Origin of the sequence: Lamprobacter modestohalophilus, from assembly GCF_016583905.1 — a bacterium.
GTDB lineage: Bacteria > Pseudomonadota > Gammaproteobacteria > Chromatiales > Chromatiaceae > Lamprobacter > Lamprobacter modestohalophilus.
Genome location: NZ_NRRY01000006.1, coordinates 52,803 through 77,552, shown reverse-complemented (window position 1 = coordinate 77,552; position 24,750 = coordinate 52,803). Strand labels below are relative to the sequence as shown.

Here is a 24,750-nt window from a genome sequence, read left to right as displayed (position 1 = left end):
AACAGCTCAGCTTCGCAACCGCCTGCGCGCTGACTATCAGGCGGGTTCTTTAGCAGCATTCAGCACTGCCCATCCATCCAAGAAGAACCAATATGGACACAGACAAAAATCCTAATAGGCACCTACTCAACCGCCGGTTGGTCTTCCCTGCCAGCCTATTGCACGTCGTGATGTGGGGTATAGCGCCAAGCGCCCTGCCAACTGCAGCCATCGCGGACACCAGCACCGAGATCGCCGAACTGAAGGCCGCCGTGGCACGCCGAGACGCGATCATTGATGAATTACTCGATCGGGTGGTAAGTCTGGAGCAACGTTGGGCTCAAGCCAAAGTTGCGGCAGCACCAGCCTCAAGCGACCTTGCACGACCGAACCCGAGCCCCAACCCAGCACCCTCCGACCGTCGCTCGAGGCCAAATACAGCGCCGCGGCCAGGTGTCGTTGAGGTCGACCCGCTGGCGGCCGAACGCGCCTTGGAACGAACCCTAACCCAAGAAGGCGTGCTGCTATTACCGGCAGGTCAATTCGAGCTCGAGCCCTATGTCGCCTATGCACGGCGGGAGACGGATCAGCCAACCCTGGTGATCGATCCGCGTGGGGTGGCGGCTGGCTCCATCGAGAGTCGCCGCAATGAATGGGATCTCGGCCTTCGCGGCCGGGCCGGGCTACCTTGGGACACGCAGCTCGAGCTAGACATCCCCTATCGCTACGTCAGTCAGTCACTGGTTCAGCCCAGCAGTCTCAATGGACTCAACGAGGCCAAAGGTAATGGCAGCTCCCTGGGTGACATCAAGGTTGGCTTCGCCAAGACGCTGCTGCAGCAGGATCAATGGTGGCCCGACTTAGTGGCGCGCCTGACCTGGGACAGCGATACCGGCGAGCGCTTCGATAACGACCTCGCCCTCGGGATCGGCTTCAGCGAGCTGCGCGGCTCCTTGAGCGCGTTGGCGCGCCAAGATCCCCTCGCATTGACGGCCAGCTTATCCTACGAGACCACGTTCGAGAAGGACAATATCGACCCCGGCGACGAGCTCGGCATCTCGTTCGGTGTCTCCCTGGCGGCCAGCCCAGAGACGTCGCTCAGCATGTCCCTTGCGCAGACCTTTGCCCAAGAGACGAGAATCGGTGGTCAGTCGATCCCTGGCAGCGATGAAACCACCAGCGTTATGGCGTTTGGCGCCTCCTTCATCCTCGGGCGCAATCTCTTGCTTTCGTTAAGCGCCGTCGTCGGACTGACCGATAGTGCTCCCGACTATGCCTTCGCAGTATCACTGCCAATCAGGTTCTGATGGCTACATCGATCCACTTGCGCAGCAACTAACGTTCATAGCGCTTCGCCACCCCGGAAAATGAAGTGTCTGTTTCACGCTAACCAGTTCACGCTAACCAGAGATCACGATGACCATCAATCGCAAGCTTACTTCGGTGCTACTGCAGGCCCTCCCGATCCTGTTGAGCGCCCCCACGGCCGTCGCCACCCCCATCCCCTTCGCGTACACGAGTAGCGAGATGTCCATCTCGGTCGCGGCGGAGAACGTCGTTTTATCACCATGGCCTAACATGACGACGCAGTCCATAACCTCCTTACAGGGCGCGGCAGTAGCGCTAGGGCCGCAAGCAACCGAGACTTATCATGAGGCATTGGGCTCAGCCACAGTCATCGTCAATCCAGGGCCGCGGGTCATCGAGGGTGGCGCGCTCAATCGTTCGTCGGAGATCGCGCGGATCGACCTCGCTCACTCGACTCTCGCACGCTCTCAGTCGACTGACGCGCTGTTCGCAAGGGTCATGGTCACCGGCGCAGCCAGGATCGATGACATAAACGTCGAGGCGCTAGACAACGGTCGGCCACCTGCGCTGTCTCTGAGCTGGAGCCTGACCGACCTCGGGATCAGCACGCAACCCAGCGCGTCCTTTGCCTATATGTCGCAAATGCTCTCTATCGTCCAGAGCGGATTCGACGCAACTGGCTCGCCGGTGAGCGCGCTCATCGGCAGCCTGGGCTTTTCATTCGTCTCCGAGGACGGGCAACTCAGCGCCAGCGCGACGGATCTACCGAACAGCAGCGCAGTGCGCGACTGGCTCGGCAGCCTACTCAGCGGAACACCTGCCGCAGGCTCCGGCTTTTCCGTTCACTTATCGATGAATAACATAGCCAACCCCGCTGCGTTTAGTTTCAGTCTGAGCCTTGATCACTTAGAGTACGCGGCGGAAGCACCACCGGCCGCAGCACCGCGCCTGGGCCTGCAGACAGGCTCTCTCGGCGGGAACACTCAAGCAGTCTGGGACGCAGAAACCGGCCTGCTGACCGTCGATCCGATGCCGATAACCCTCCTCTCAGAGGACTCTACGGATTGGCTCGACCCGAGCTATGTAGACGATCCGTTGTCGACGGGTTCTCTCAAGCTCGATCCACTACGGCTGCTTAGCGTCGACGATGGACGCGCCTTTTTCGCCGGCGGATCGTTTCAATTACTGAGCAACCGCGGCGATGTCCTTTACCGCGCAAACACGCCCAGTTTTGTTTTCGATGAGCGCTACGTTGATGAGCAGGGGTTCAACCTATTCGCGCCGATCTTGAACCAAGCAATCGGGGACGCGAACGACTCTGACTGGCTCAGCGCCTTCGCAAGGCTCAATACCCCCAACTCGTTATTACTTCCGGAACTCTTTATTTCGCTGGACATCCCCGGACAAACAGACACTGATTGGGGTTCGGATTTCATCGCACCGATTGGGGCAGTGTTATCGTTCGCAGGTCGCGAATACCGCAGCATCCCCTCACCGCCGACGCTACTGCTGCTGGTTGTCGGACTCGTCGCCGGACGAGCTTGGCCAAAGCGGATGTGCGGCGCAAATGTCACCGCAGGAACAGAAATTCGCTTTCCCTCGGCGCGAGCCGATAGGGCTCAGCCTGCTCACCCGATGCTAACGCGACGATGAAGCCAATGTGACCCAGTTTCGGGTAGTCGATCCAGGCGTCCAAAAACCTTGATCTGCGCATGGTCCGGTTACCCCAGGCCGGGTCGGCCAAAAGAACGCGGTTACCGGCCACGCCGCGAAAGATGACAAAATGATTGTAGCCCTTTGTCTTGATAGGCACGATCACCGGGGCGCGCTGCACCAGCCCGTCCAACTCGAGCTGGCCGAGGCCAATCCCCTGATAGCCGCGTGATTCGACGAACCGCTTCAGATCCAGCAGCGAGAATCCTTCACGTGCCTGTACGAGCAGCGGATTGTCCACGTATTCCTGGCGCCCCATCAGGCCAATGGCGACCTCCCGCTCGGAGACAGGATCATCGTGCTGGTGATTCAGTACTGTCGTCAACGCGGCCGCGCCACAGCTGAGATCCCACTCCTGGGCTGCGACATTCTGCTGCCGAAGTTCCAGGAGTGAGGTCACGACGCGCGACTGAGAGGCCTGAGCCAGGTTGCTCCCCAGAATGAAGCTCGCGATGAAGCAAAGGGATGCGAGTGCGTTCGCTGCAATCAAGCAGCGAACATTGATGTTGGGCCATTGATGCTCAGAAGGCATGTCTAGAAAACCCAATGTTGAATGGTTGTAAACACCGCGGCAATCTCGCAGAGAGCAGTCGCCTGGGAAGCATTGCTAGAGCCCGGTTAGCGCCCAAGGATTGGCCGTTGATGTCACCGATAAAGACCATCCCATGCTGTATCCGATGTTCGGCGTGCTAATCGCCATGCCGAAGCTGTTCTCATAAACCGCTGGCCCAGGGGTCGTTGCCGTCGTCGGGTTTATGCTGCTGGATGCAAACGGCGCGTCGCCCTGTGCAACAGCGTTAGCACTCCCCATAGATACACTCACTTCTGCCTGATGGGGCGGGCCGAACAGAGCCGCCTGATAGGTTGTAGCCACACCGTCCGCATAGGTCACCGCTAGAAGCCCTGAGCTTGCTAAGGCGTCAAACGTCAAATTGGCGCTGCCAGCGGCCGTCACTGAGTCCATCTGCTAGTCATTTAACAACAGAGCATCTTCGGCATCCGCCTGTGCCAAAGTCATTGCGAGCGCCATCCCGATAGACATCAGGGCAGCGCGCTTAAACTTACTCATCGCTTTACTCCTGTGAGCTGTGGCAATAGGCGGGGCCAGCCCTTAACTGAGGGTTAGGCCCCTGCCTTAAGCCCTGGGTTAAGGTAGGCTGGAACCGATGGCACCTGAGGTCTGTGATGCGGCCACGCCAAACACAGAATTTGCGATTGAGCCAGCGTTCAGAAAAACAGCGGCATAATCGAGACCCGGAACAACAGGGTTGAAGCCACCAGGCCCGGTATCGGCAATCGTCACGACGTTTGCACCTGAGGTGGTGCCGAAATCACCACCTGCTGTCGTGAAGAAATTGAACACGGCGGTCGCACCTGCGGTTACACCATCGAGCTGCGTGTCGGATAGCTCGAAGCTCTCAGCAAAAACAGCTCCGCTCAGGGCCAGCATCGAGGCACCGGCAACGGTGATCATCATGCGCTTCATGGTCAGTTCTCCTATGATTTTTACTTAAGCTAGATCCGGAAAGATAGAGCCGAATCTGACTCTATTTACTGGGCGATCGAAAAGCCGTTCGCGCCAACAAAAGACAGCGTCTGCGAGATGCTGGTCAGTTGGACAACGATATTCGCAATCTCTGTATCCGACGTGTTTGCAACGATATTGGATGCTGCGAGCGCGTTACCTGTGGCGATCAGGTTAAACACCAAGCCAGATGCTGCGCCAGCCGTCACGCCGTCCATCTCGGCAGCGGTTAGTTGAACCGCATCATCAGCCATGGCCAGGCTGGAAGCAGCCAGCAACCCTAAAGCGGCTACGAGTTTCGTCTTCATTCGTCGTCTCCTAAGTTTTACAATTAGCGCTACGCGAACGCGCAGGGCGTTGCGTCGATTAAGGGAATGACTCCCTGTAGCGGCCCAGATCACTCGTCACCGACCCGTCATGGAGTCTGCTCAGTGCGGGCGATTGGCCGCTGACGAAGTACTTAACAAGAGCTGTGCCAAAGAGAAAAAAAGCAACAAAAACAAAACCCAATAGAATTTCGAATAGGATTCGAGCAACTCGAAACAAGTGGAAATCGTTTCAAAAACGAACAGCTGTAGCCGCAAGCCGACTCCGAATTCAGGATGAATAGCGAGTTGTATCCCTGAAAACAAGGCACTACGAGCCTTACTAGAGCTTTTTCTCCAGTTGTATCAATAGCTGACAGGTGTTTCGTGCGGCCCGGAAGGCTGGATGAGGAGACGGAGCGGATTGCCGGACCTAAAGCGCCCAACCTAAGGTTCGCGACATCGTCTGAGAGGTTTCGCTAGGGGGCTTCGTTATCAACCAAAAGCTCATGCGCCCAGAGGGTCGCGTATCCGACCACTCCGGCATCAAGCTTCATCGAGACAAGGAGCGCAATCTAGAGGCGCTTAGCTTGGCGACGAGCATCGGGGGCTCGCACACTTGCCACGCGAGCGTGAACAGCATTTGCAGGCTTTTCCATTCACCCGCAGGGTCATTGCCATCCACCCGCAGGGCGGTCTCAGCGCCTTATTACGCCAGCACGAATCCGAGCGCTCGTCCCAGTCCAACCTCCACCTGCCCCGCACTCACAGCAATGACGTGGGCACATTCGAACGGCTCGCCAGCATCTCGACCTCAAGCGAACCCATGACGACGCAGGAACTCCTCGGTCAGCCCAGCACCGCTGTGCTCCGCCGCCTGCTCACCGAGCAACAAGCGCTCCAGATAGCGGGCGATCAGATCGACCTCCAGGTTCACCTGGGTGCCGACGCGATACTCGCCGATAATGGTCGCGCTGAGAGTGTGCGGGACGATATTCAGCTCGAAGACGGCGCCCTTGACCTTGTTGATGGTCAGGCTGGTGCCGTCGATGCAGATCGAGCCCTTCACGGCGATATAGCGCGCCAGCTCTCCGGGCGCATGGATCTGCAGACGCCAAGAGCGGGCATCCTCGCGGACCTCGAGCAAGGTACCAACGCCATCGACATGGCCGCTCACCAGATGGCCGCCGAGCGGCGTCGACAGTCGCAATGCCTGCTCCAGATTGACCCGGGCGCCGGCGCTGAGCTTGCCCAGCGTGGTCAGCGACAAGCTCTCGCGCGAGACATCCGCCGCAAATCCGCGTGCCGTCAGCTCGACCGCAGTCAAGCAAACGCCGTTGACGGCAATGCTATCGCCCAGCGAGACCTGGCTCAGGTCGAGCGCACCGGCGTCGACCCGAATACGCTGATCGCCGCCGCGATCCTCGAGTGCCTCGACCCGACCGATCGCCTCAATGATGCCAGTGAACATCGCTACCTCCGAACTGCTCGAGCGCTGCGACTAGGGCAGCGATCGCGCTGACGAGCGTGCCAAGCTTGGGCCACAAAGCTCGCCGCCGATTCCACAAACGGATGCAAGCCATTAGCGCAGCTTGCGTTTCGGCAGTGATCCACAGAACCTGTGGATAAGTCAGTGGATACATTGTCGAAACCCTTGCTAAGTGCATGACTTCTTGACGCTTCAGTTAAATCGGACAAACCTTGCCCGCCGAAAATTTAACATTATTAAACAATGAGTTATTCAAACTCAGCTGACCAGAGAAAGACGCTTGCCGCAAGCACTCCCGACTGGCCAAGCCGCCCCGCGACTTGTGGGCAACTCCCAAGCGCTCGGGCTTGACAGTGCCTTTGATCGGCTAACACTCAGCGCGACAAACGTTGAAACAGGACCGTCAACAGCACGACCGGAGCCGCCACGGCGAGGATCAGTGCCGCAATCCCGGCGATCCACCGATTTGTCCGCCAGCTCAGCAAGGCAAACATCGACACGAGAAACAGTGCCCAGATGAGCAGTTTGACGACCACCACTGGCTCAGGCGTTCCGAGTGCCGCCAGCGAAGGAAGCGCGGACGCAACCGACAGCAACAGCAAGCTCGGGATGCACATCAGCGCCGCATTCGGCGGGGCGAAGGGCTCATAGCCATACCGATCGAAGGCGGCACGGTTGAGGCTGTGTATGGAGGCGACAAGCACCATGAACAGCAGGAATGCAAACGCCAACTGAAACAACATCAACGTCGACAACCAATACCTCGTCTAATGATTTGCGCCAAACGCTGTAAGAAGCTGGCGCCAGTCACCGACGTTCCAGGCGCCGACTTGGAGCCTGTCGCGCCCCTGTCTGGGCAGGCTGACTCACCGAAGGCCGGTGAGCCATCGGGCATCAGCCGAAAGAAACTTCAGCACGAGCCGTACGCGAGCATCGCTCGATCATTCTGGGCCGATCGCGCCAATCGCCTGCTGATCCGCGTGATAGGAGGAGCGAACCATCGGACCACTCGCAACGTTGCTGAACCCCATCCGCTCGCCAGCGTCACGCAGCGCCTCGAATTCCGCCGGCTCCCAGTAGCGACGCACCGGCAGATGCTCTCGGCTCGGCTGCAGATACTGACCCAGTGTGAGCATATCGCAACCCTGTGCGCGCAGATCGGCCATCACTGCCAACACCTGCTCGGAGGTCTCGCCGAGGCCGAGCATCAGCCCAGACTTGGTCGGCACGCGTGGGTGGAGTGCCTTAAAGCGCTCCAGCAGCCGCAGCGAGCCGGCATAGTCGGCCCCTGGCCGCGCCTCAGGATAGAGCGCCGGTACGGTTTCCAGATTGTGATTGAACACATCAGGCGTCGCCGCACCCGCAAACGCGGCCAGCGCCGGCTCCTCGCGGCCGCGGAAATCCGGCACCAAGACCTCGAGCTTCGTCGCGGGGCAGCGCGCACGCACCGCCTTCAGACAAGCCGCGAAGTGCCCGGCACCACCATCGCGCAGATCGTCCCGATCAACCGAGGTGATCACAACATACCGGAGCCCCATGCGCTCAACAGACTCCGCTAGCAGCTCAGGCTCGGCCGCGTCGATCGGCTGCGGCCGGCCGTGGGCAACATCGCAGAACGGACAGCGCCGGGTACAGACATCACCAAGGATCATGAAGGTTGCGGTGCCGTGGTTGAAGCACTCGCCCAGGTTTGGACATTGTGCCTCTTCACAGACCGTCGCGAGCTTGTTCTCACGCAGCAGGCGCTTGATCCGCGCGACGCCAGGGCCAACTGGCGCCTTTGCGCGAATCCAGGCCGGCTTGCGCGGGATCTCGCTCAGCCGCTCGACCTTGACAGGGATGCGCGAGACCTTGTCTTGACCGCGCTGATGCGTATCCGGGCTCAACCGAGACGGGGCAGTGAGGCTATGGGGGTTAGGCATTGACGAGAAACTCTTCGACAGCGGAGCAATGATGATCAGTCTAACATTGGCTACACGACGCACGGCAGCAGCCACCGAGTGACGCTTAGCAGACGCTGCGTTATGCTAGTCGGCTTGACCTCGCGCCGCGCGCCCTGACGTTTCCCGTGCCATGACTCTGAATTCGACCGAAGAAATTATCGACGAGCTCCGTGCTGGGCGCATGGTCATCATGATGGATGACGAAGATCGCGAAAACGAGGGTGATCTGCTGCTTGCTGCCGATAGCGTGACGCCGGAAGCGATCAACTTCATGGCCAAATATGGCCGCGGCCTGATCTGCCTGACCTTGACCAAAGAGCGCTGCGAGCGGCTGCGGTTGCCGCTCATGGTCAACGCCAACACCGCTGCGCATTCGACGGCGTTTACTGTCTCAGTCGAGGCTGCACGCGGGGTGACCACAGGCATCTCAGCTGCAGATCGTGCCCGCACTGTGGCGGCCGCGGTTGCCGACAACGCCAAGCCGAGCGATCTGGTCCAGCCCGGGCATGTCTTCCCACTCATGGCGCAGCCAGGCGGCGTCTTGGTCCGCGCCGGGCATACCGAGGCCGGTTGCGACCTGGCCCGTCTCGCCGGCTTCGAGCCGGCCGCCGTCATCGTCGAAATCTTGAACGAAGACGGCACCATGGCGCGCCGGCCTGACCTCGAGACGTTCGCCGCCGCTCATGGACTGAAGATTGGCACCATCGCCGACCTCATCCACTACCGTGTTGCGAATGAGAAGGCCGTCATCCGCGAGGCTCAGGGCAGCCTGCCTACCGCGGTCGGAACCTTCAAGGTCACCGCCTATCGCGACACCATCGACAATGACATACACCTCGCACTGGTCATGGGTGAGGTCAATCCCGAACGACCAACCCTGGTGCGGGTGCATCTGCAAAATACCGTCTGCGACCTGTTCCGCGTCCAGCACCCGGCCTGTGGCTGGCCGCTCGATGATGTGATGCGGCAGATGGCCGATGCCGGCGAGGGAGTGATCGTGGTGCTTCGCAATCGCGATCAGGGCGAAGATGTGCTCGCCAAGCTGGCCGCGATCGCCGAGCCTGGCGACCAGGCAGCGGCGCCAGCCTCCACACACAGCACCCGCAATGAGCTACGCACCTACGGCATCGGCGCCCAAATCCTCGCCGATGTCGGTGTGCACAAGATGCGCGTCATGAGCGCACCAAAGGCCATGCACGGCATTTCCGGATTCGACCTCGAGGTTGTTGAATACCTCGGTGGCTAGCCTTTAGAGCATACAAAAATGATCAAGACCTATGAAGGTGCGCTGCGCGCCGGCAACGCGAGATATTGCCTGGTGGTGTCGCGCTGGAACAGCTTCATCGTCGAGAGCCTGGAGAAAGGCGCCATCGACACCCTCAAGCGCCACGGCGCCGAAGAGGCCGACCTCAGCATCGTGCGGGTGCCCGGCGCCTTCGAGATGCCAGTCGTGATCGAGCGCATCGCGGCCAAGGGCGGCTACGACGCCGTCATCGCCCTCGGTGCGGTCATCCGCGGCGGCACGCCGCACTTCGAATACGTCGCCGGCGAATGCGTGAAGGGCATGGCGCAGGTCAGCCTCAAGCACGGCCTCCCGGTCACCTTTGGCGTACTGACGGTCGACACCATCGAGCAAGCCATTGAGCGGGCTGGCACCAAGGCCGGCAACAAGGGCGCTGAGGCCGCGCTTTCGGCCATTGAGATGGTCGACCTCCTGCGCGGACTGTCCTGAGATGGCCGGACGCCGCAGCGAGGCGCGTCGCTATGCCGTGCTCGCGCTCTACCAATGGCAGGTCAGCGGGCAAACGCCAGCCGAGATCGCCAGCCATTTCTTCGACGACCCGTCCTGGATGGAGGCGATTGCCGAGGGCATGTCTGAAGATCGTGCTGAGACGCCCGCCGCCGCATCGAGCGGCAAGCACGGCCAGCCGGCCAAGCAACCGCCGAGCGTCCGCCCATACGATCATCAGCTCTTCAGCAGCCTGCTGCGCGGGGTCCCGGAGAAGGCCGACGAGATCGACGACGCCCTGCGCGGCAACCTCGATCGCTCGCTGCAGAGCCTCGACCCCGTCGAGCGCAGTATCCTGCGCATCGGCACCTTTGAGCTGCTGTACAGCCATGAATTGCCAGTGCGGGTGGTCATCAATGAGGCGGTCGAACTGGCCAAGGCCTTCGGTGCCGAACAGGGCCATCGCTATGTCAACGCGGTGCTGGACCGGGTCGCGCGCACGGCCCGCGCTGACGAGCTTGCCCGCAAGACACCCGCCTAGATATCCGCCTAGCCACCTGATTAGACAGCATCCAGCAACCACTTTCGGACTCGGAGCACCACTGTCCGTCAGTCAACGGCAAGCAGACAATCGACAGTGACTAAACAGTGACTAAGCCGAACACAGCAGCGCCCGTTGAGAGCCATCGCGATGTCTGAATTCGATCTGATCCAACGCCACCTGACCGGTCTCGGCTGCGCGCGCGGCGACGTCATCGTCGATGTCGGCGACGATTGCGCCCTGCTGCAGGTGCCCGCCGATCGCGAGCTGGCGGTGAGCATCGATACCCTAGTGTCCGGCGTTCACTTCCTGCCGGAGACCGCTCCCGAGGGCCTGGGCCATAAGTCACTCGCGGTGGGCCTCAGCGATCTGGCCGCGGTCGGTGCCGAGCCGGCCTGGGCGACCCTGGCGCTGACCTTGCCAGAGCCCGATGAGGACTGGCTGCAGGCCTTTGCGCGCGGCTTTGCCGAGCTGGCCCGTCACGAAGACGTCCGCCTCGTCGGCGGCGACCTGACCCGCGGCCCGCTATGCATCTCTGTGCAGGTGCACGGTTTCGTGCCCAAGGGCCACGCGCTGCGCCGCTCGGGCGCACGACCCGGGGATCTCGTCTGCGTCAGTGGCGCGCTCGGCGACGCTGGGCTCGCACTCCAGCATGTGCAGCGCGGTGAGCCGCTCGGCGATTATCTGCGCCAGCGTCTCGAGCGGCCAACGCCGCGGGTCACCTTGGGTGAAGTGCTGCGCGGGGTTGCGACTGCGGCGATTGACCTGTCAGATGGCCTGGCCTCAGACCTAGGGCATATCCTGACGGCCTCCGGCTACGGCGCCCGCATCCAGCTCGACCGTCTGCCACTCGCCGACCAGGTCGCCGGTGAGGTCGCAGCCAGCAGCGATTGGTCTTTACCTCTCTCGGCCGGCGATGACTATGAGCTCTGCTTTACCATACCCAAGTCGCATCTTGCTGAACTGAGCGTGCTTGCCGCCGCCGCGGGCTGTCCACTGACGCAGATCGGCGAGATCGAATCCCGCCCAGGCCTGCGCTGGATGACCGCGGAGGGTCACCAATGGCACAGCGAGCGCACTGGCTACGATCATTTTGCACGCTGATCGGCGATCATCAGATCAGCCGCGCCAAACATCAATTGACTTTAAAAGCCGCTGATCAACGCTCGCTCAACACCTCAATATCCACTTAATCCCTCAAGGAGACAACCGATGAGCACGACCTCAAGCTCTGGCGCCATCGCCAGCCCCAGCTTTCAACCCACCCGCCCCGACCACCTCATCGCCTATGGCTTTGGTGCCGGCCTCTCGCCGATGGCGCCAGGCACCATGGGCACCCTGGTCGCGATCCCAATCTATCTGGTGCTCTCCCATCTGCCAGGCTTAGCCTACTTGGTCGCCCTAGCGGTGCTGATCGGCGTCGGACTCTGGGCCTGTGACAAGGTCGCCGCCGAGATGGGCGAGGATGATCCCCCGTCCATCGTCTGGGACGAGATCGTCGGCTTCCTGGTCGCGATGGCCGCAGCCCCGGTGGTCAGCCTGGCTTGGATTCTGATGGGCTTCCTGCTGTTCCGCCTGTTCGATATCTATAAGCCCTGGCCGGTGAGCTGGACCGAGAAGCGCTTCAAGGGCGGGCTTGGCATCATGGCCGATGACCTGGTCGCCGGCGCCATGACCTGGGTCGTGTTGACCTTCATGGCGATGATCGTCAGCGCCTCACTTGGCCATGGTGTCGCAACCATCGCGCACTAAGTGGTTGTCCATTGCCTACTGACCGATGATCGCTCAACACTGGCCTTAAAATCGGAAAGAAGTTGATGGACACTTTTTAATGACGGACACTTTCTAAGGCGCTTTCTGCTCTATCTCATACTGGCTGGCGGGTCTTTTTGGTCCGCCTTCAATCTTTGCCACGCTGATCACTGAGCCCGTCGATGCTCTCGGCGCGCTCCTTGATCAGTCATGAAAGGTCGACGTCAGTCGTTACGAGATGGCCCGCCAATCGATTGCTGGGTCTTAGCCCCCCAGGCCAGCTGGTTAGCATCCGCTGATCTTGGCGCTCTGCGCTGGGTTTTCACGTCATTTATCCAATCCCGCACCAGCCATCCAACGCCTGCGACCCTGGGCGCTGATGGCGCCCAATCAAGGCCCCCAAGCGGCGGCCGCTCGCCGCATTCACCTCTGATCAATCTCGGCCAACCGCCGACCGCCACCGCATGACCGACACCCCGATCTATAGCCCCGAAGGCCTCGAGCGCCTGCCACTGCATCTGTTCAGCGAAAAGGCCTACCTCGATTACTCGATGTACGTGATCCTGGACCGGGCCCTGCCGCACGTCGGCGATGGGCTGAAGCCGGTCCAACGCCGCATCCTGTATGCGATGTCTGATCTCGGGCTCACGGCGACGGCGAAGTTCAAGAAATCGGCGCGCACCGTCGGTGATGTGCTCGGTAAGTTCCATCCGCATGGCGACAGCGCCTGCTACGAGGCGATGGTGCTGATGGCCCAATCGTTCAGCTATCGCTATCCGCTGATCGATGGCCAGGGTAACTGGGGCTCACCGGATGACCCCAAGTCCTTTGCGGCGATGCGCTACACCGAGTCGCGCCTGACACCCTATGCCGATCTGCTGTTGGCCGAGGTCGCGCAGGGCACCGTCGACTGGCAGCCGAACTTCGATGGCACCTTGGAGGAGCCAAAGACCTTACCGGCTCGGCTACCGAATCTGCTGCTGAACGGCGCCAGCGGTATCGCCGTTGGCATGGCCACCGACATCCCATCGCACAATCTGCGCGAGGTCGCCAAGGCCTGCATCCACCTGCTCAAGCATCCGAACGCCGAGCTGGATGCCTTGATGCGCCATATCCGCGGGCCAGACTTCCCGACCGCGGCCGAGATCATTACGCCGCCAGCCGAACTCCGGCGGATGTACGAGACCGGCCACGGCTCGATCAAGCAACGCGCCTGCTACGAGCTGGAGCAGGGCGACATCATCATCACCGCCCTGCCCTATCAGGTCTCCGGCAGTCGGGTGATGGAGCAGATCGCCGCGCAGATGCAGGCGAAGAAGCTGCCGATGCTCGAAGATCTGCGTGATGAATCAGACCACGAGTGCCCGACGCGCCTAGTGCTGGTTCCACGCTCGAACCGCATCGATGTCGCGCGGCTGATGTCGCATCTGTTCGCCACCACCGATCTCGAGCGCAGCTATCGGGTCAACATGAACCTGATTGCGCTCAACGGCCGGCCGCGCGTGATGAGCCTGCGCGAGATCCTGTCCGAGTGGCTGACCTATCGGCGCAGCACCCTGCGGCGCCGGCTGCAGCATCGGCTCGACAAGGTGCTCGAGCGGCTGCACCTGTTAGACGGCCTGCTGATCGCCTTTCTGAATATCGACGAGGTGATCCGCATCATCCGCACCGAGGACGAGCCGAAGCCGGTGCTGATGGCGCACTTCGGCCTCTCCGAGGTGCAGGCCGAGTATGTGTTGAATACCCGGCTGCGGCAGCTGGCGCGGCTCGAAGAGATGAAGATCCGCGCCGAGCAGGATGCGATGGCGGCGGAGCGAGACGGCATCCAGGCGATCCTTGGCGACGAGACCAAGCTACGCGACCTGATCATCGACGAGATCGAGCAGGATGTGAAGAAGCATGGCGATGCGCGCCGCTCGCCGCTGACCGAACGGGCGCTGGCTAGCGCGCTGAATGAGACCGAGCTGACCCCAAGCGAGCCGGTCACCGTCGTGATTTCGGAGAAGGGCTGGGTACGCCAGGGCAAGGGCCATGAGATCGACGGCTCCAGCCTCTCGTACAAGGCTGGGGATCGCTTCTTGTCTGCGGCTCGACTGCGCAGCAATCAGTCAGCCGTATTCTTGGATAGCACTGGACGCTGCTATTCGCTGCCAGCGCATTCGCTGCCATCGGCCCGTGGACAGGGCGAGCCCCTGACGGGCCGGCTTGATCCGCCCAAGGGCGCGAGCTTCGTCACTGTGCTTGGTGGTGATCCCACACAGCGTCTGCTGATGGCCTCGGATGCCGGCTATGGCTTCATCTGTCCGCTGGAGGCCCTGATCGCCAAGCCGCGCGGCGGCAAGGCGGTCTTGACCTTGCCCGAAGGCGCGCAGGTTCTGCTGCCGGTGTCGGTGTCGAACGGACCGGATGCACTGGTCGCAGTGGCCACCACTGCCGGTCATCTGCTGGTGTTCCCGGTCGCCGAGCTGCCAGAGCTGACGCGCGGCAAAGGCAACAAGCTGATTGGTATCCCAAGTGCCCGCGTGAAATCGCGAGAAGAGGTGGTCGCCGCCATCTGCACCTTGCCGACGGGAGCGAACCTCAGCATCCTCAGCGGTAAGCGTCAACTGACGCTAAAACCGGCCGACATCGAACGTTATCAGGCCGAACGCGGACGCCGGGGGGCCTTGTTACCACGCGGGTTCCAACGGGTCGAGGGAATGGAGCTACCTGACGGCTACAAGGCTTGAGTAATCTTAGCGTTGCGTCTACCCAGCGAGATTGAAGCGCATCTTGACGCGTTAGGGTTGACCCAGGCGGCCCCTGTAGCGCCCTGATCAGGTGGCATGGAACCCAATGCTGACCCAGCCATCCATGCCCATACTGGCCTCGTTGCTGCGCAAGGATCAAATGGCATCTCAGGCGCGTTGCCCTTAAGAAACTGTCCACCAACTTCTTTCCGATTTGAGAGCCATGGTTGAGTGATGATCGGGAAGTAGAAAATTGACAGCCACTCAGCTATGCCTTGATTAAATCGACCAACCGCGAATCGACCAACCGCAGAATCTGTCGCTAGCACCAATGCCTGTGTTTCACCTTCAAGCATTCACCTCGCAGAGTGCCCAGCCTCTCTTTCGCACTCTAAGCACCGCACTGCTCGCCGCCTGGCTGGCGCTGACGACACCGCTAGCGCTCGCCGGCCTACCGGCCGCAGTCGATGGCGAGCCGCTGCCGTCACTGGCGCCGATGCTCGCAGAGACCGTGCCGGGCGTGGTCAATGTCTCGACCATCACCGAGATCGCCGCGACTGAGCATCCGCTGCTGCGCGACCCGTTCTTCAGGCGCTTCTTCGACATCCCCGGCCATCAGCGGAATCGCGAGAGTCAAAGCCTAGGATCAGGCGTGGTCATCGACGCCAAGCGCGGCATCATCCTCACTAACCATCATGTAGTGCGCGCTGCCGATACGATCCGCGTCACCTTCGACGACGGCCGCCGGCTCGAGGCCGAGCTGGTCGGTTCCGACCCCGAGACCGACATCGCCGTGCTGCGGGTCGAGGCCGATGCGCTGACCGCGATCCCGCTCGCTGACTCGGATGCGCTGCTGGTCGGCGATTTCGTCGTCGCCATCGGTAGTCCGTTTGGGCTCGCGCACACGGTCACCTCCGGCATCGTCAGCGCGCTCGGGCGCACCGGGCTCGGCATCGAGGGCTATGAGAGCTTCATCCAGACCGACGCCTCGATCAATCCCGGCAACTCGGGCGGACCCTTGGTCAACCTGCGTGGCGAGCTGGTCGGCATCAACACCGCCATCCTCGCCCCTGGCGGCGGCAACGTCGGCATCGGCTTTGCGATCCCGACCAACATGGTGAAGATCGTCGTCGAACAGATCCTCGAGCATGGCAGCGTGCGTCGCGGCCTGTTCGGCGCCGGGGTGCAGGATCTGACCCCGGAGATCGCCAGCGCCTTGGAGATCGATCGCTTTCGTGGTGCCGTGGTCGCCGCGTTGGAGCCCGACTCGCCCGCGTTGCGGGCTGGCCTCAAGCCTGGCGACATCATCACCGGGGTCGATGGGCGCGCGGTAAACAGCGCCAACGATCTGCGCTCCCGGGTCGGCCTGTTGCCGCCCGGCACCCGCATCGAGCTGGAGGTGCTGCGCGACGGCAAGACCCGTCGGCTCAAGGCGCAGATCGATGATCCCTATGCCGATTTCGTTCACGGCGAGACCCTCAGCCCAGCGCTCGAGGGCGCCTTGATCGGCGAGGCGACGCGACGCTCCAACCGCGGTCAAACCCGCGTCGTGGTGGTCGGCCCGATCCGCCCCGGCAGCCCGGCCTGGCAGAATGGGCTGCGCGAGGATGATCTGATCATCCAGCTCAACGGGCGCGCTATTGCTGAGGTCAAGGATGTTGCCCAGGCCCTACGCGGCTCTGGCGGACTCTACAGCGCGCAGGTGCTGCGCAACGGCCAACTGCTGCTGCTCGCGCGGCGTTGATGCAGCAGCTGAGCCTGCTCGATGCGCGGGAGGCGCCAGACAAGGTTGATGCCCGCACCCCCCAACGCCCCACAGCGAGCCACGACTGACCCGAGCTGGCTCGCCTGCTCCCGCAGCAACAGGCGCGGCTCAACCGCCCGCGGAGTGGCAGACAGTGTCTCAACCACCCGCTGAAACAGCGGCGCTCGAGCGAGGTTTCGGCTAGCATCCGCCGATGCATCAACAGCAACAAGAACAACAAGCGCAACAAGCGCAACACGAGATCGTGCCCTGGCGCGCGTTCCTGCTCATCTTCCCGCTGTTAGCGCTGGTCCCGATCGGCACGCTCGGCGGCTATGCGCTCTGGTCCATCGCCGCGCGCATGGAGGCGGTTGAGCGCAGCGAGCGGTTCGCCGTCGATCTGCAACGCGAGGCGGTGAAGACCGGGCTGCAGGCCGTCGCGACCGATCTCTGTGTGCTGGCACAACAGAATGAGCTGAGCCATCTGTTGCTGAAAGACCGGCAGGAGGCACGCCTGGCGATGGCCGCCGAATACCTCGCGCTCGCGCGCAATACCGACGATTACGACCAGATCCGCTTCCTCGACGACCAGGGCCAGGAGATCGTCAGGGTCAACCACAACGGCGGTCGCCCGGCCATCGTTGCTGAGACGGAGCTGCAAGATAAGGCGAACCGCTACTACTTCCGCGAGACGATGGCGCTCGAGCCGGGGCAGATCTACGTCTCACCCTTAGACCTGAACATCGAGCACGGCGAGATCGAAGAGCCCTATAAGCCGATGATCCGGGTCGGCACCCCGGTGGTCGATGCCTCCGGCGACAAGCGCGGCATCGTGCTGATCAACCTGATGGCGCAGCGGATGCTCGATCAGGTCGAGGCCACCGCTGGGCTCAGCGTTGGCCAGCCGATGATGGTCAACAACGAGGGCTACTGGCTGGTGACGCCGAATCCACCGCTGGGTTGGGGCTTCATGTTTCCCGAGCATGCCGAGGATCGGATGGCGCACCACTATCCCGCGGTCTGGGCGCAGATCAATCAGCAGCCGAGCGGTACCTACGCGGTTCCCGAAGGCCTATTCACCTTCGAGCACTATTATCCGCTGGACGGCCTCAAAGGCTGCCTCGATCAGCGCGGCCTCCGCGCCGAGAGCTTGTCCGACACCGGCTATTATCGCTGGGTGCTGATGTCCAAGGTGCCGCAGGCGCTCATCAACGGCTGGCGCCATGCAGTGATCTTGCAGGCAGTGATCATCGGCGCTGTGGTCCTGGTCCTGCTTGCGATCGGCACTTGGGCTTGGCTCGTCGTCGCCACCGAGCGACGCCGCTACCGGGGGCATCTTGAGGCCATGGCGCGCTTCGACCCGCTGACCGGGCTGGCCAATCGCGCCACCTTCGAGGAGCGACTGCTGCAGGAGGCGCAACGGGCGAAGCGCCATGAGCGTCGTTTCGCCCTGCTGTTCATGGACCTCGACGGCTTCAAGGCCATCAACGACCGCCATGGCCACAGGGCCGGCGATCAGGTGCTGATCGACGTGGCACAGGTCTTGGCGTCCAATTGCCGCGCCACCGATCTTGCCGCCCGCCAGGGTGGCGATGAGTTCGTCGTCTTGCTTGCCGAGATCGAGGAGCTGACTGCGGCCGAGAAGGCAGCGGAAAAGCTGCGCGCGCGCATCGCGGCCCTGTCCTGGAACCAGATGCAGGTTGGCGCCAGCATCGGCCTCGCCCTCTGGCCGGACGATGCCGATGATCCAGAGACGCTGATGCGCCTAGCCGATGACGCCATGTATCGCGCCAAGGGTGCGGGCAAGAATCGGATCTGTCTCGCGCGAGACCTGACTCGGGGCCAAGTTCAATCAGCTGGGCAAGTTCCATCACCAGGGCAAGCTGAATCCCCTAGCCAAACTCAATGCCCTGCTGGCCAATAATCCTCGTTCAGGATCTCGCTGATGCTGTAGGCGCAATGCTCGGGAAACGGTGACGTCAGAAAGCCGGTTTCTTCCATCGCGGCACGGGTCGCATGGCGATAACTGCGCACGAGCAGTTCGGGCAGGCGCTGCCGCAGGCTGGGGCTATCTTCGAGCAACAATGCGAGCTGACGGCGCTGCTCATTGATCGTCAAGCGCCAGCTGATACTGCGGCGCTCAGGCTGGTATTCCCATTTGAGCAGATGCGCCAGCAGCACCGCGAGGCGGTTGATCAGCTCCCGTCGCTCTCGTGCGCTCATGCCCTCCAGCTCCTCGATCAAGTGGGTCACATCGAGCTGCGCGAGGCTGCCGGCCCGCAGCAGGGCGGATTGCTCTTCGATCCACTGATGAAAGTCGGTGTCATAAGTACTCATCAAGGCGGCTCATGGATGCGCTGTGGGAGCCACCAGCTTATCGAGTTTGATCGCCAGACCACAATCGATCCTTGGCAGCGAATGCGCCTAACGATCATGGCGCAGCACCACACCGGCAGGTGAATCTTGCGAGATTCATGTCAACATTAGCTATGCGAGAGCCACCGGCGCAGCCTTTCCATCGCCTCTTCCAACCGTTCCAGCGGCGCTGCGTAGGAGAAACGCAGATGCTCATGCTGGCGGTAGTCGCCGAAATCCCGCCCGGGGGTGATCGCGACGCCGGACTGCTCCAGCACCTGGTCGGCGAAATGCTGGCTGTCGTCGGTGAGGTCGCTCGCATCGGCATAGACATAGAAGGCACCGGCCGGCACCAGCGGCACCTGAAAGCCAAGCTGGCGCAACGCTGGCACGAGGAAGTCTCGGCGCTGTTGGAACGCCTGCCGACGCTGCTCCAGCTCGGCTAGGGTGGCCGGCTCAAAGGCCGCGAGCGCGGCATGCTGTGAGAGGGTCGGCGCGGAGATGAACAGGTTCTGACAGAGCCGAGTGACCGCATCGCTATAGGCCGCCGGCGCCACCAGCCAACCGAGGCGCCAGCCGGTCATGCCGTAGAACTTCGAGAAGCTGTTGATCACGAAGAGGTCGTCGCCGTCGTGCAGGGCGCTGCGGACCACTGCTCCGTCATAGACCAGCCCCTGATAGATCTCATCCACCACCAGGGTTCCGCCAAGCCCGCGCAGGGTCGCCGCGATCGCGCTCATCTGCTCGGGCGTGATCACCGCGCCGGTCGGATTCGCTGGTGAGCCGAGCAGCACTGCGCGGGTTCGCTCGGTCCAATGCGCGCGGATCAACTCCGGCGTGAGCTGATAGCCGGTCTCCGGACCACAGGGAATGCGCACCGGCACCCCGCCAAAGAGCTGGATGAAGTTGGCATTGCAGGGATAGCCCGGATCGGCCAGCAGCACCTCATCGCCAGGATCGAGCAACAGCGCGAAGGTCACCAGTAACGCCGCCGATGAGCCCGGCACCAACGCCACGCGCTCTGGGCTCGGACGCGCCGCTGCGGGATACTGAGCTGCGATTCGTGCGCGCAGTTCCGGCAGACCGAGCGCGGCGGTATAGCGGGTCTCGCCAGCCTCAAGCGCCGCCTGCGCGCGCGCCAGAATCGGCTCGGGAGTCGGAAAATCCGGCTCGCCAATCTCGAGGTGGATCACATCCCGGCCCGACTGCTCCAGCGCCTGCGCCTTGGCCAGCACCTCCATCACATGAAACGGCTGGATCAGCGCCATACGCTCGGCGAGGCGACTTGTCATCATTGCGGCTCCAGAAACAGTTCTACTCACATGAGACACCGGTTGAATACCTCAAAAACACTACCACAAAGTAGTACACTCACTGGATGCAACGCGTCTTCAAAACACGCCTCTTTTGTCGCTGGATGCGCAAAACTGCCTTGACCGATGAGATGCTCTGTCTGGCGGTGCAAGAGATGCAAAAGGGACTGATTGATGCTGACCTGGGCGCTGGCGTCCTCAAGAAACGGGTCGCCGTTGCTGGACATGGTAAGCGTGGAGGCAGCAGAACCCTGGTCGCCACGAACAAGGACACTCGGTGGTTGTTCCTGTTCGGTTTCGAGAAAAAGGCGCGCGCCAATATCCGTGCAGATGAAAAAGAGGCGCTACAGGCGCTCGCTCAGGATTGGCTCGCGCGCAGCAACGCGGAGCTTGACCAAGCCCTTGCAACCGGAGCACTCGAGGAGATTTGCCGTGAGCATTAAGACAGCAGAAGAGAGTCACATCTTGAATGCGGTACACGAAAGTGCAGCCGATCTTCACCAACTCGGGTTCATCGATCAGCGCCGCATGCGCGAGTACGATGCGTTATGCCTCAAGGCGATCCCTGATTACGACGCCGAGCGCATCCGAGGGTTACGCGAGCGTTATCGGTTAAGCCAAACGGTGCTTGCCTCGCTGTTGAATACCAGCGCATCTGCCGTGCGCCAATGGGAGCAGGGCGACAAACACCCGAGCGGGCCTTCACAAAAGCTACTGAATCTACTCGAGCGAAAGGGCTTGGATGCGCTGATCTGAATTGCCAGGCTTTATTGGCGGCTTGGGGGACGTCGCATCGACGCGCTCATGCTGTCCACCGATCTCACAGACTGGCACGGTTGTTCATCCTGTTCATCGCCGTGCAGCATTCAAGTTCGCGCGATGATCTCGGTCTCAAACCCCACCAACGATCGCCGCTCGCGGCTGAATTCGATGCCGATGAGTAGGATCGGCAGGCCCTCGGCGCGGTATTTGTCGGCATAGCCGCGGTCTTTGATCTGCTGCAGGGCCTGGCCTTCGGGCTCGATCTCGACGACCCTGAATTCGAAGAGCCAGAGCTGACCGTTGAAGCGCAGGCGCAGGTCGAGCCGGCCGTGGCTGCTGGCGTCTTCGGCGGCCAGGTCGAGGCCGAGCGCGGCGAGGTGGCTGTAAAAGACGCTGGCATAGAAGCCTTCGTAGCGGGCGATGGGATGGCCGTCGTGCCACTGGTGTGGGATGGCATCGAACAGGCTTTGGATGTGTTGGCGCAGGGCGTCGAGATCGCTGGCGAGCAAGACATCGTAGAGCCGGCTGATAGCACCTTCGGCGATCGAGGGATCGCCCATCAGGCCCTTGAGCAGGGCGTCGTTGAGCGAGCTCTCGACCTCGAGGTTGGGATAGCCGAGGCTGTATTGCAGGCGCGCGCCCATCTGGCGTGAGCCGGTGAAGGTGAGGTAGCCGGTCTGCCAGAGCAGGGCCTCGTTACTGATGTGCTCGACATCGAAGGCGGAGAGCAGCGCTTCGGTCGCTTGCAGGCGCTCCAAGCGCGGGGTGAAAAAACCGCGCTGGGTGAGTAGGTCGACCAGGAAGGTCGGCGTGCCGGTCTCGAACCACCAGGGATGAAAGATCCGCTCTCGAAACAGCAGGAGCAGGTCGAAGGGATTGTAGACGGCCTCACCGGTCCAGTTGTAGCCGTTGTACCAGGCACGGATCTGCTCGCGGTCGAGTCCTTCAAGCTCCGGGGCGAAGACGCGATCGAGATCGGCTTCGGTGTAGCCGCAGATCCCTGAGTAGCTTGGCGAGACGGTCAAGTCGAACAGATTATTCAGCCCTGAGAACAGACTGACCTTGCTGAACTTAGAGACGCCGGTGAGGAAGGCGAAGCGGATGTGGGCATCCGAGTCCTTGATGACCGAATAGAGGTTGCGTAGTCCGTCGCGCATGGCGCGCGCGGTCGCGGGATCGCGCAGGTTGTCGAGGATCGGCTTGTCGTATTCATCGACCAAGACCACGACGCGCTCGCCGGACTGGTCATGGAGCGCTCGAATCAGGTGGCGGAATCGCCCGGAGAGCGTCGCGGAAGACGCTTCGACTTGAAGCCGCGCCGCATTCTCGTCGAGCAGTTCGCCAATCTTGGCGTCCAGCTCGGCCCGATCACCGAGCACGCCGTCGGCAAAGCTGAGCCTGATGACTGGGTAGGTATGAGACCAATCCCACTGGTGATCCACCTCGAGCCCTTTGAATAAGGCTTGATGGCCGCTGAACAGCTCCGCGAGCGTATCCAAGAATAGGCTCTTACCGAAGCGGCGCGGTCGCGACAGGAAGTAGTACTTGCCCGCCTCAATCAGCCGCAGCGCGAAGCCGGTCTTGTCGACGTAGTAGTAATCCTCTTCGCGGATCTCGCTGAAGGTTTGGATGCCGATGGGGAGTTGTTTGCGTGGCATGCGCTATTTCGGCCACAGCCAAGTCTCGACATCGCTGATCGGCTCACGGCGTTCAAGCTGCTGCAGGCCCTTGACGCAGCGCAGGATGAGCCAGATCAGCCAGAACAACAGCAGCAAGAAACCAACCAACACCACACTGAGCAGCATGCCTGAGACGACATAGAGCAGCCCGATCCAGAAGGTGCGGATCTGGAAGCGATAATGGCTGCGCAGCCAATCTGGCGCCGTGTCCCGATACACATAGGCCATGATCACGCCAACGATGCCGGTGACGCCAACCACCAGGCTGACCAGATAGAGGATGTAGATGATCTGGGCGTTGGAGGTCGACGGATTAGGGTTCGATGACTGGGATGTCGATGGCAAGGGTGGGATGGGATCTTTCATGGCGCCACTCCGGTGAACTATGAGGACCTGTTCAGCGCCGGCGTTCAGCCCGCGCTTTCGGCTCCAGCATCATAAAGGTGAAGGATCTGGCACAGCAGGCAGCGCGATTCGCCAACACCGGCCGCACATGCTGGATCAGCAGCAGAGGCCAGAGCATCAGCCGGCCGGTTCGAGGACGGCCAAGCCACGCATGTAAGGCCGCAACACCTCAGGCACCTCGATGCTGCCATCGGCCTGCTGATAGTTCTCCAGCACCGCCACCAGCGTGCGCCCGACCGCGAGCCCGGAGCCATTCAGCGTATGCAGCAGCTCGGGCTTGTTGGTCTCGGGATTACGCCAGCGCGCCTGCAGCCGGCGCGCCTGGAAGTCGCCAAAGCAGGAGCAGGAGGAGATCTCCCGGTAGCGCTGCTGGCCGGGTAGCCAGACCTCGAGGTCGTAGGTCTTGACCGCCGAGAAGCCGAGATCGCCGGAGCAGAGGGTGACCACCTGATAAGGCAGCCCGAGACGCTGCAGCACGGTCTCGGCATGGCCGGTGAGCTGCTCCAGCGCGGCGAACGAGTCTTCTGGCCGCACCGCCTGCACCAGCTCGACCTTCTCGAACTGATGTTGCCGGATCATGCCGCGCGTGTCCTTACCGTATGAACCCGCCTCGCTGCGGAAACAGGGGGTGTGCGCGACCCATTTGCGCGGCAGGCTGGCGGCGTCGCAGATCAGGTCGCGCACCAGGTTGGTGACTGGCACCTCGGCGGTCGGGATCAGATAGAAATCGCGCTCCGGCCCCGGCACCCGGAAGAGGTCTTCCTCGAACTTGGGCAGCTGGCCGGTGCCACGCAGGCTGTCGGCGTTGACCAGATAGGGCACATAGGTCTCGCTGTAGCCGTGCTCCTCGCTGTGCAGATCGAGCATGAAATGGATCAGCGCCCGGTGCAGCCGCGCCATCGGCCCGTTCAGAACGGCGAAGCGGGAGGCGGTGAGCTTGGCGGCGGCGTCGAAGTCGATCCAGCCGACGGGCACGCCGAGATCGACATGGTCCTTAGGCTCGAAATCGAAGGCGCGTGGCTCGCCCCAGGTGCGCTCGACGCGGTTGGCGCTCTCATCAGCACCATCGGGCACGCTGGCATCGGGCAGATTGGGGATGCCGAGGGCGATCTCGCGCAGCTCGGCTTGGATGCCTTCGAGCTCGGCATCCATCGCCTTCAGCCGATCGGCGAAGGCAGCGACCTCGGCCATGATCGGCTCGATGTCTTCGCCGGCGGCCTTGGCCTTGCCGATCGCCTTGGATTTGACGTTGCGCTGATTCTGCAGCTCCTGCACCTCGCCTTGCAGCGCCTTACGGCGAGTCTCCAGGGCCTCGATGCGAGCCGTGTCGAGGCGGAAGCCGCGGCGCGCAAGCTGTGCGGCCACCTGGTCGAGCTCGCTGCGAAGAAGTTTCGGGTCAAGCATGATGATGTCTGTTGGTCAGGGCGTGCGCGTTGGTGTCGAATGCACGCTCAGTGAATGATGAGGCAGCAGATCAAA

23 protein-coding genes are annotated in these 24,750 nt (G+C 61.9%); 12 read left to right on the top strand and 11 right to left on the bottom strand.

Features of this window, described 5'->3' with window-relative positions; genetic code table 11:
- Positions 1-92 precede the first annotated feature (92 nt).
- Both CKO42_RS05855 and CKO42_RS05850 read left to right on the top strand, forming a co-directional pair.
- Positions 93-1,286 carry a transporter gene (locus CKO42_RS05855; protein WP_200240417.1) on the top strand — a complete coding sequence of 398 codons (1,194 nt, stop codon included), beginning with the start codon at positions 93-95 and terminating at the stop codon, positions 1,284-1,286.
- Between the two features lie 109 nt (positions 1,287-1,395).
- The gene (locus tag CKO42_RS05850) at positions 1,396-2,940 is read left to right on the top strand and encodes a hypothetical protein (RefSeq protein WP_200240415.1); all 1,545 of its coding nucleotides are present in this window, start codon (positions 1,396-1,398) and stop codon (positions 2,938-2,940) included.
- Here the strand turns inward: CKO42_RS05850 and CKO42_RS05845 are convergent.
- From CKO42_RS05845 to lipA, 6 genes are all read right to left on the bottom strand, one after another.
- A complete protein-coding gene (locus CKO42_RS05845) occupies positions 2,858-3,400 on the bottom strand; it encodes a C39 family peptidase (protein WP_338034856.1) in 543 nt (180 codons plus the stop codon). The two genes, CKO42_RS05850 and CKO42_RS05845, sit on opposite strands and share 83 nt — an antisense overlap.
- Before the next feature lie 747 nt (positions 3,401-4,147).
- On the bottom strand, positions 4,148-4,486 hold the full coding sequence (locus CKO42_RS05840) for a hypothetical protein (RefSeq protein ID WP_200240409.1): 339 nt from the start codon (positions 4,484-4,486) through the stop codon (positions 4,148-4,150).
- A 65-nt stretch (positions 4,487-4,551) separates the two neighbouring features.
- Positions 4,552-4,833 (bottom strand): hypothetical protein, encoded by a 282-nt coding sequence (locus CKO42_RS05835; protein WP_200240407.1) that lies wholly within the window; start codon positions 4,831-4,833, stop codon positions 4,552-4,554.
- Between the two features lie 811 nt (positions 4,834-5,644).
- Positions 5,645-6,301 (bottom strand): riboflavin synthase, encoded by a 657-nt coding sequence (locus CKO42_RS05830; protein ID WP_200240405.1) that lies wholly within the window; start codon positions 6,299-6,301, stop codon positions 5,645-5,647.
- Positions 6,302-6,693: 392 nt separating this feature from the next.
- Positions 6,694-7,074: a hypothetical protein gene (locus tag CKO42_RS05825; RefSeq protein WP_200240403.1), complete on the bottom strand. Its 381-nt coding sequence runs from the start codon at positions 7,072-7,074 to the stop codon at positions 6,694-6,696.
- 186 nt (positions 7,075-7,260) lie between these two features.
- Complete coding sequence (gene lipA, locus CKO42_RS05820; RefSeq protein ID WP_200240400.1) at positions 7,261-8,241, bottom strand: lipoyl synthase; 981 nt, start codon at positions 8,239-8,241, stop codon at positions 7,261-7,263.
- Between the two features lie 151 nt (positions 8,242-8,392).
- Between lipA and ribBA the strand changes: the two genes are divergently transcribed.
- The 8 genes from ribBA (at position 8,393) to CKO42_RS05780 (ending at position 18,681) form a co-directional block, all read left to right on the top strand.
- Positions 8,393-9,508, top strand: coding sequence for a bifunctional 3,4-dihydroxy-2-butanone-4-phosphate synthase/GTP cyclohydrolase II (gene ribBA, locus CKO42_RS05815; protein WP_200240398.1), 1,116 nt, complete (start codon positions 8,393-8,395; stop codon positions 9,506-9,508).
- 18 nt (positions 9,509-9,526) lie between these two features.
- Entirely contained in the window at positions 9,527-9,994 is a 468-nt protein-coding gene (gene ribH / locus CKO42_RS05810) for a 6,7-dimethyl-8-ribityllumazine synthase (RefSeq protein WP_200240395.1), read from the top strand.
- 1 nt (position 9,995) lies between these two features.
- Entirely contained in the window at positions 9,996-10,532 is a 537-nt protein-coding gene (gene nusB / locus CKO42_RS05805) for a transcription antitermination factor NusB (protein ID WP_200240393.1), read from the top strand.
- A gap of 150 nt (positions 10,533-10,682) precedes the next feature.
- Positions 10,683-11,636 carry a thiamine-phosphate kinase gene (gene thiL, locus CKO42_RS05800; protein ID WP_200240390.1) on the top strand — a complete coding sequence of 318 codons (954 nt, stop codon included), beginning with the start codon at positions 10,683-10,685 and terminating at the stop codon, positions 11,634-11,636.
- 108 nt (positions 11,637-11,744) lie between these two features.
- Positions 11,745-12,284 (top strand): phosphatidylglycerophosphatase A family protein, encoded by a 540-nt coding sequence (locus CKO42_RS05795; protein WP_200240372.1) that lies wholly within the window; start codon positions 11,745-11,747, stop codon positions 12,282-12,284.
- 464 nt (positions 12,285-12,748) lie between these two features.
- Entirely contained in the window at positions 12,749-15,013 is a 2,265-nt protein-coding gene (gene parC, locus CKO42_RS05790) for a DNA topoisomerase IV subunit A (protein WP_200240370.1), read from the top strand.
- A 331-nt stretch (positions 15,014-15,344) separates the two neighbouring features.
- Positions 15,345-16,757, top strand: coding sequence for a DegQ family serine endoprotease (locus tag CKO42_RS05785; RefSeq protein ID WP_200240367.1), 1,413 nt, complete (start codon positions 15,345-15,347; stop codon positions 16,755-16,757).
- A 214-nt stretch (positions 16,758-16,971) separates the two neighbouring features.
- Entirely contained in the window at positions 16,972-18,681 is a 1,710-nt protein-coding gene (locus CKO42_RS05780; RefSeq protein ID WP_200240365.1) for a sensor domain-containing diguanylate cyclase, read from the top strand.
- On the opposite strand, the gene CKO42_RS05775 is transcribed toward CKO42_RS05780, so the two are convergent.
- Both CKO42_RS05775 and CKO42_RS05770 read right to left on the bottom strand, forming a co-directional pair.
- Positions 18,660-19,094, bottom strand: coding sequence for a DUF29 domain-containing protein (locus CKO42_RS05775; protein WP_200240355.1), 435 nt, complete (start codon positions 19,092-19,094; stop codon positions 18,660-18,662). The genes CKO42_RS05780 and CKO42_RS05775 overlap by 22 nt on opposite strands.
- Positions 19,095-19,240: 146 nt before the next feature.
- Complete coding sequence (locus CKO42_RS05770; RefSeq protein ID WP_200240352.1) at positions 19,241-20,404, bottom strand: aminotransferase class I/II-fold pyridoxal phosphate-dependent enzyme; 1,164 nt, start codon at positions 20,402-20,404, stop codon at positions 19,241-19,243.
- An 86-nt stretch (positions 20,405-20,490) separates the two neighbouring features.
- Here CKO42_RS05770 and CKO42_RS05765 point away from each other — a divergent pair, with 86 nt between their 5' ends.
- Both CKO42_RS05765 and CKO42_RS05760 read left to right on the top strand, forming a co-directional pair.
- The gene (locus tag CKO42_RS05765) at positions 20,491-20,868 is read left to right on the top strand and encodes a type II toxin-antitoxin system RelE/ParE family toxin (RefSeq protein ID WP_200240350.1); all 378 of its coding nucleotides are present in this window, start codon (positions 20,491-20,493) and stop codon (positions 20,866-20,868) included.
- The gene (locus CKO42_RS05760; protein WP_338034855.1) at positions 20,858-21,181 is read left to right on the top strand and encodes a helix-turn-helix domain-containing protein; all 324 of its coding nucleotides are present in this window, start codon (positions 20,858-20,860) and stop codon (positions 21,179-21,181) included. The genes CKO42_RS05765 and CKO42_RS05760 overlap by 11 nt, the downstream gene beginning before the upstream one ends.
- A gap of 110 nt (positions 21,182-21,291) precedes the next feature.
- Here the strand turns inward: CKO42_RS05760 and CKO42_RS05755 are convergent, their stop codons facing one another.
- The 3 genes from CKO42_RS05755 to serS form a co-directional block, all read right to left on the bottom strand.
- Positions 21,292-22,845 carry an ATP-binding protein gene (locus CKO42_RS05755; RefSeq protein ID WP_200240345.1) on the bottom strand — a complete coding sequence of 518 codons (1,554 nt, stop codon included), beginning with the start codon at positions 22,843-22,845 and terminating at the stop codon, positions 21,292-21,294.
- 3 nt (positions 22,846-22,848) lie between these two features.
- A complete protein-coding gene (locus CKO42_RS05750; protein ID WP_200240343.1) occupies positions 22,849-23,232 on the bottom strand; it encodes a DUF4870 family protein in 384 nt (127 codons plus the stop codon).
- Between the two features lie 156 nt (positions 23,233-23,388).
- Entirely contained in the window at positions 23,389-24,675 is a 1,287-nt protein-coding gene (gene serS, locus CKO42_RS05745) for a serine--tRNA ligase (RefSeq protein WP_200240341.1), read from the bottom strand.
- Between the last annotated feature and the right edge of the window lie 75 nt (positions 24,676-24,750).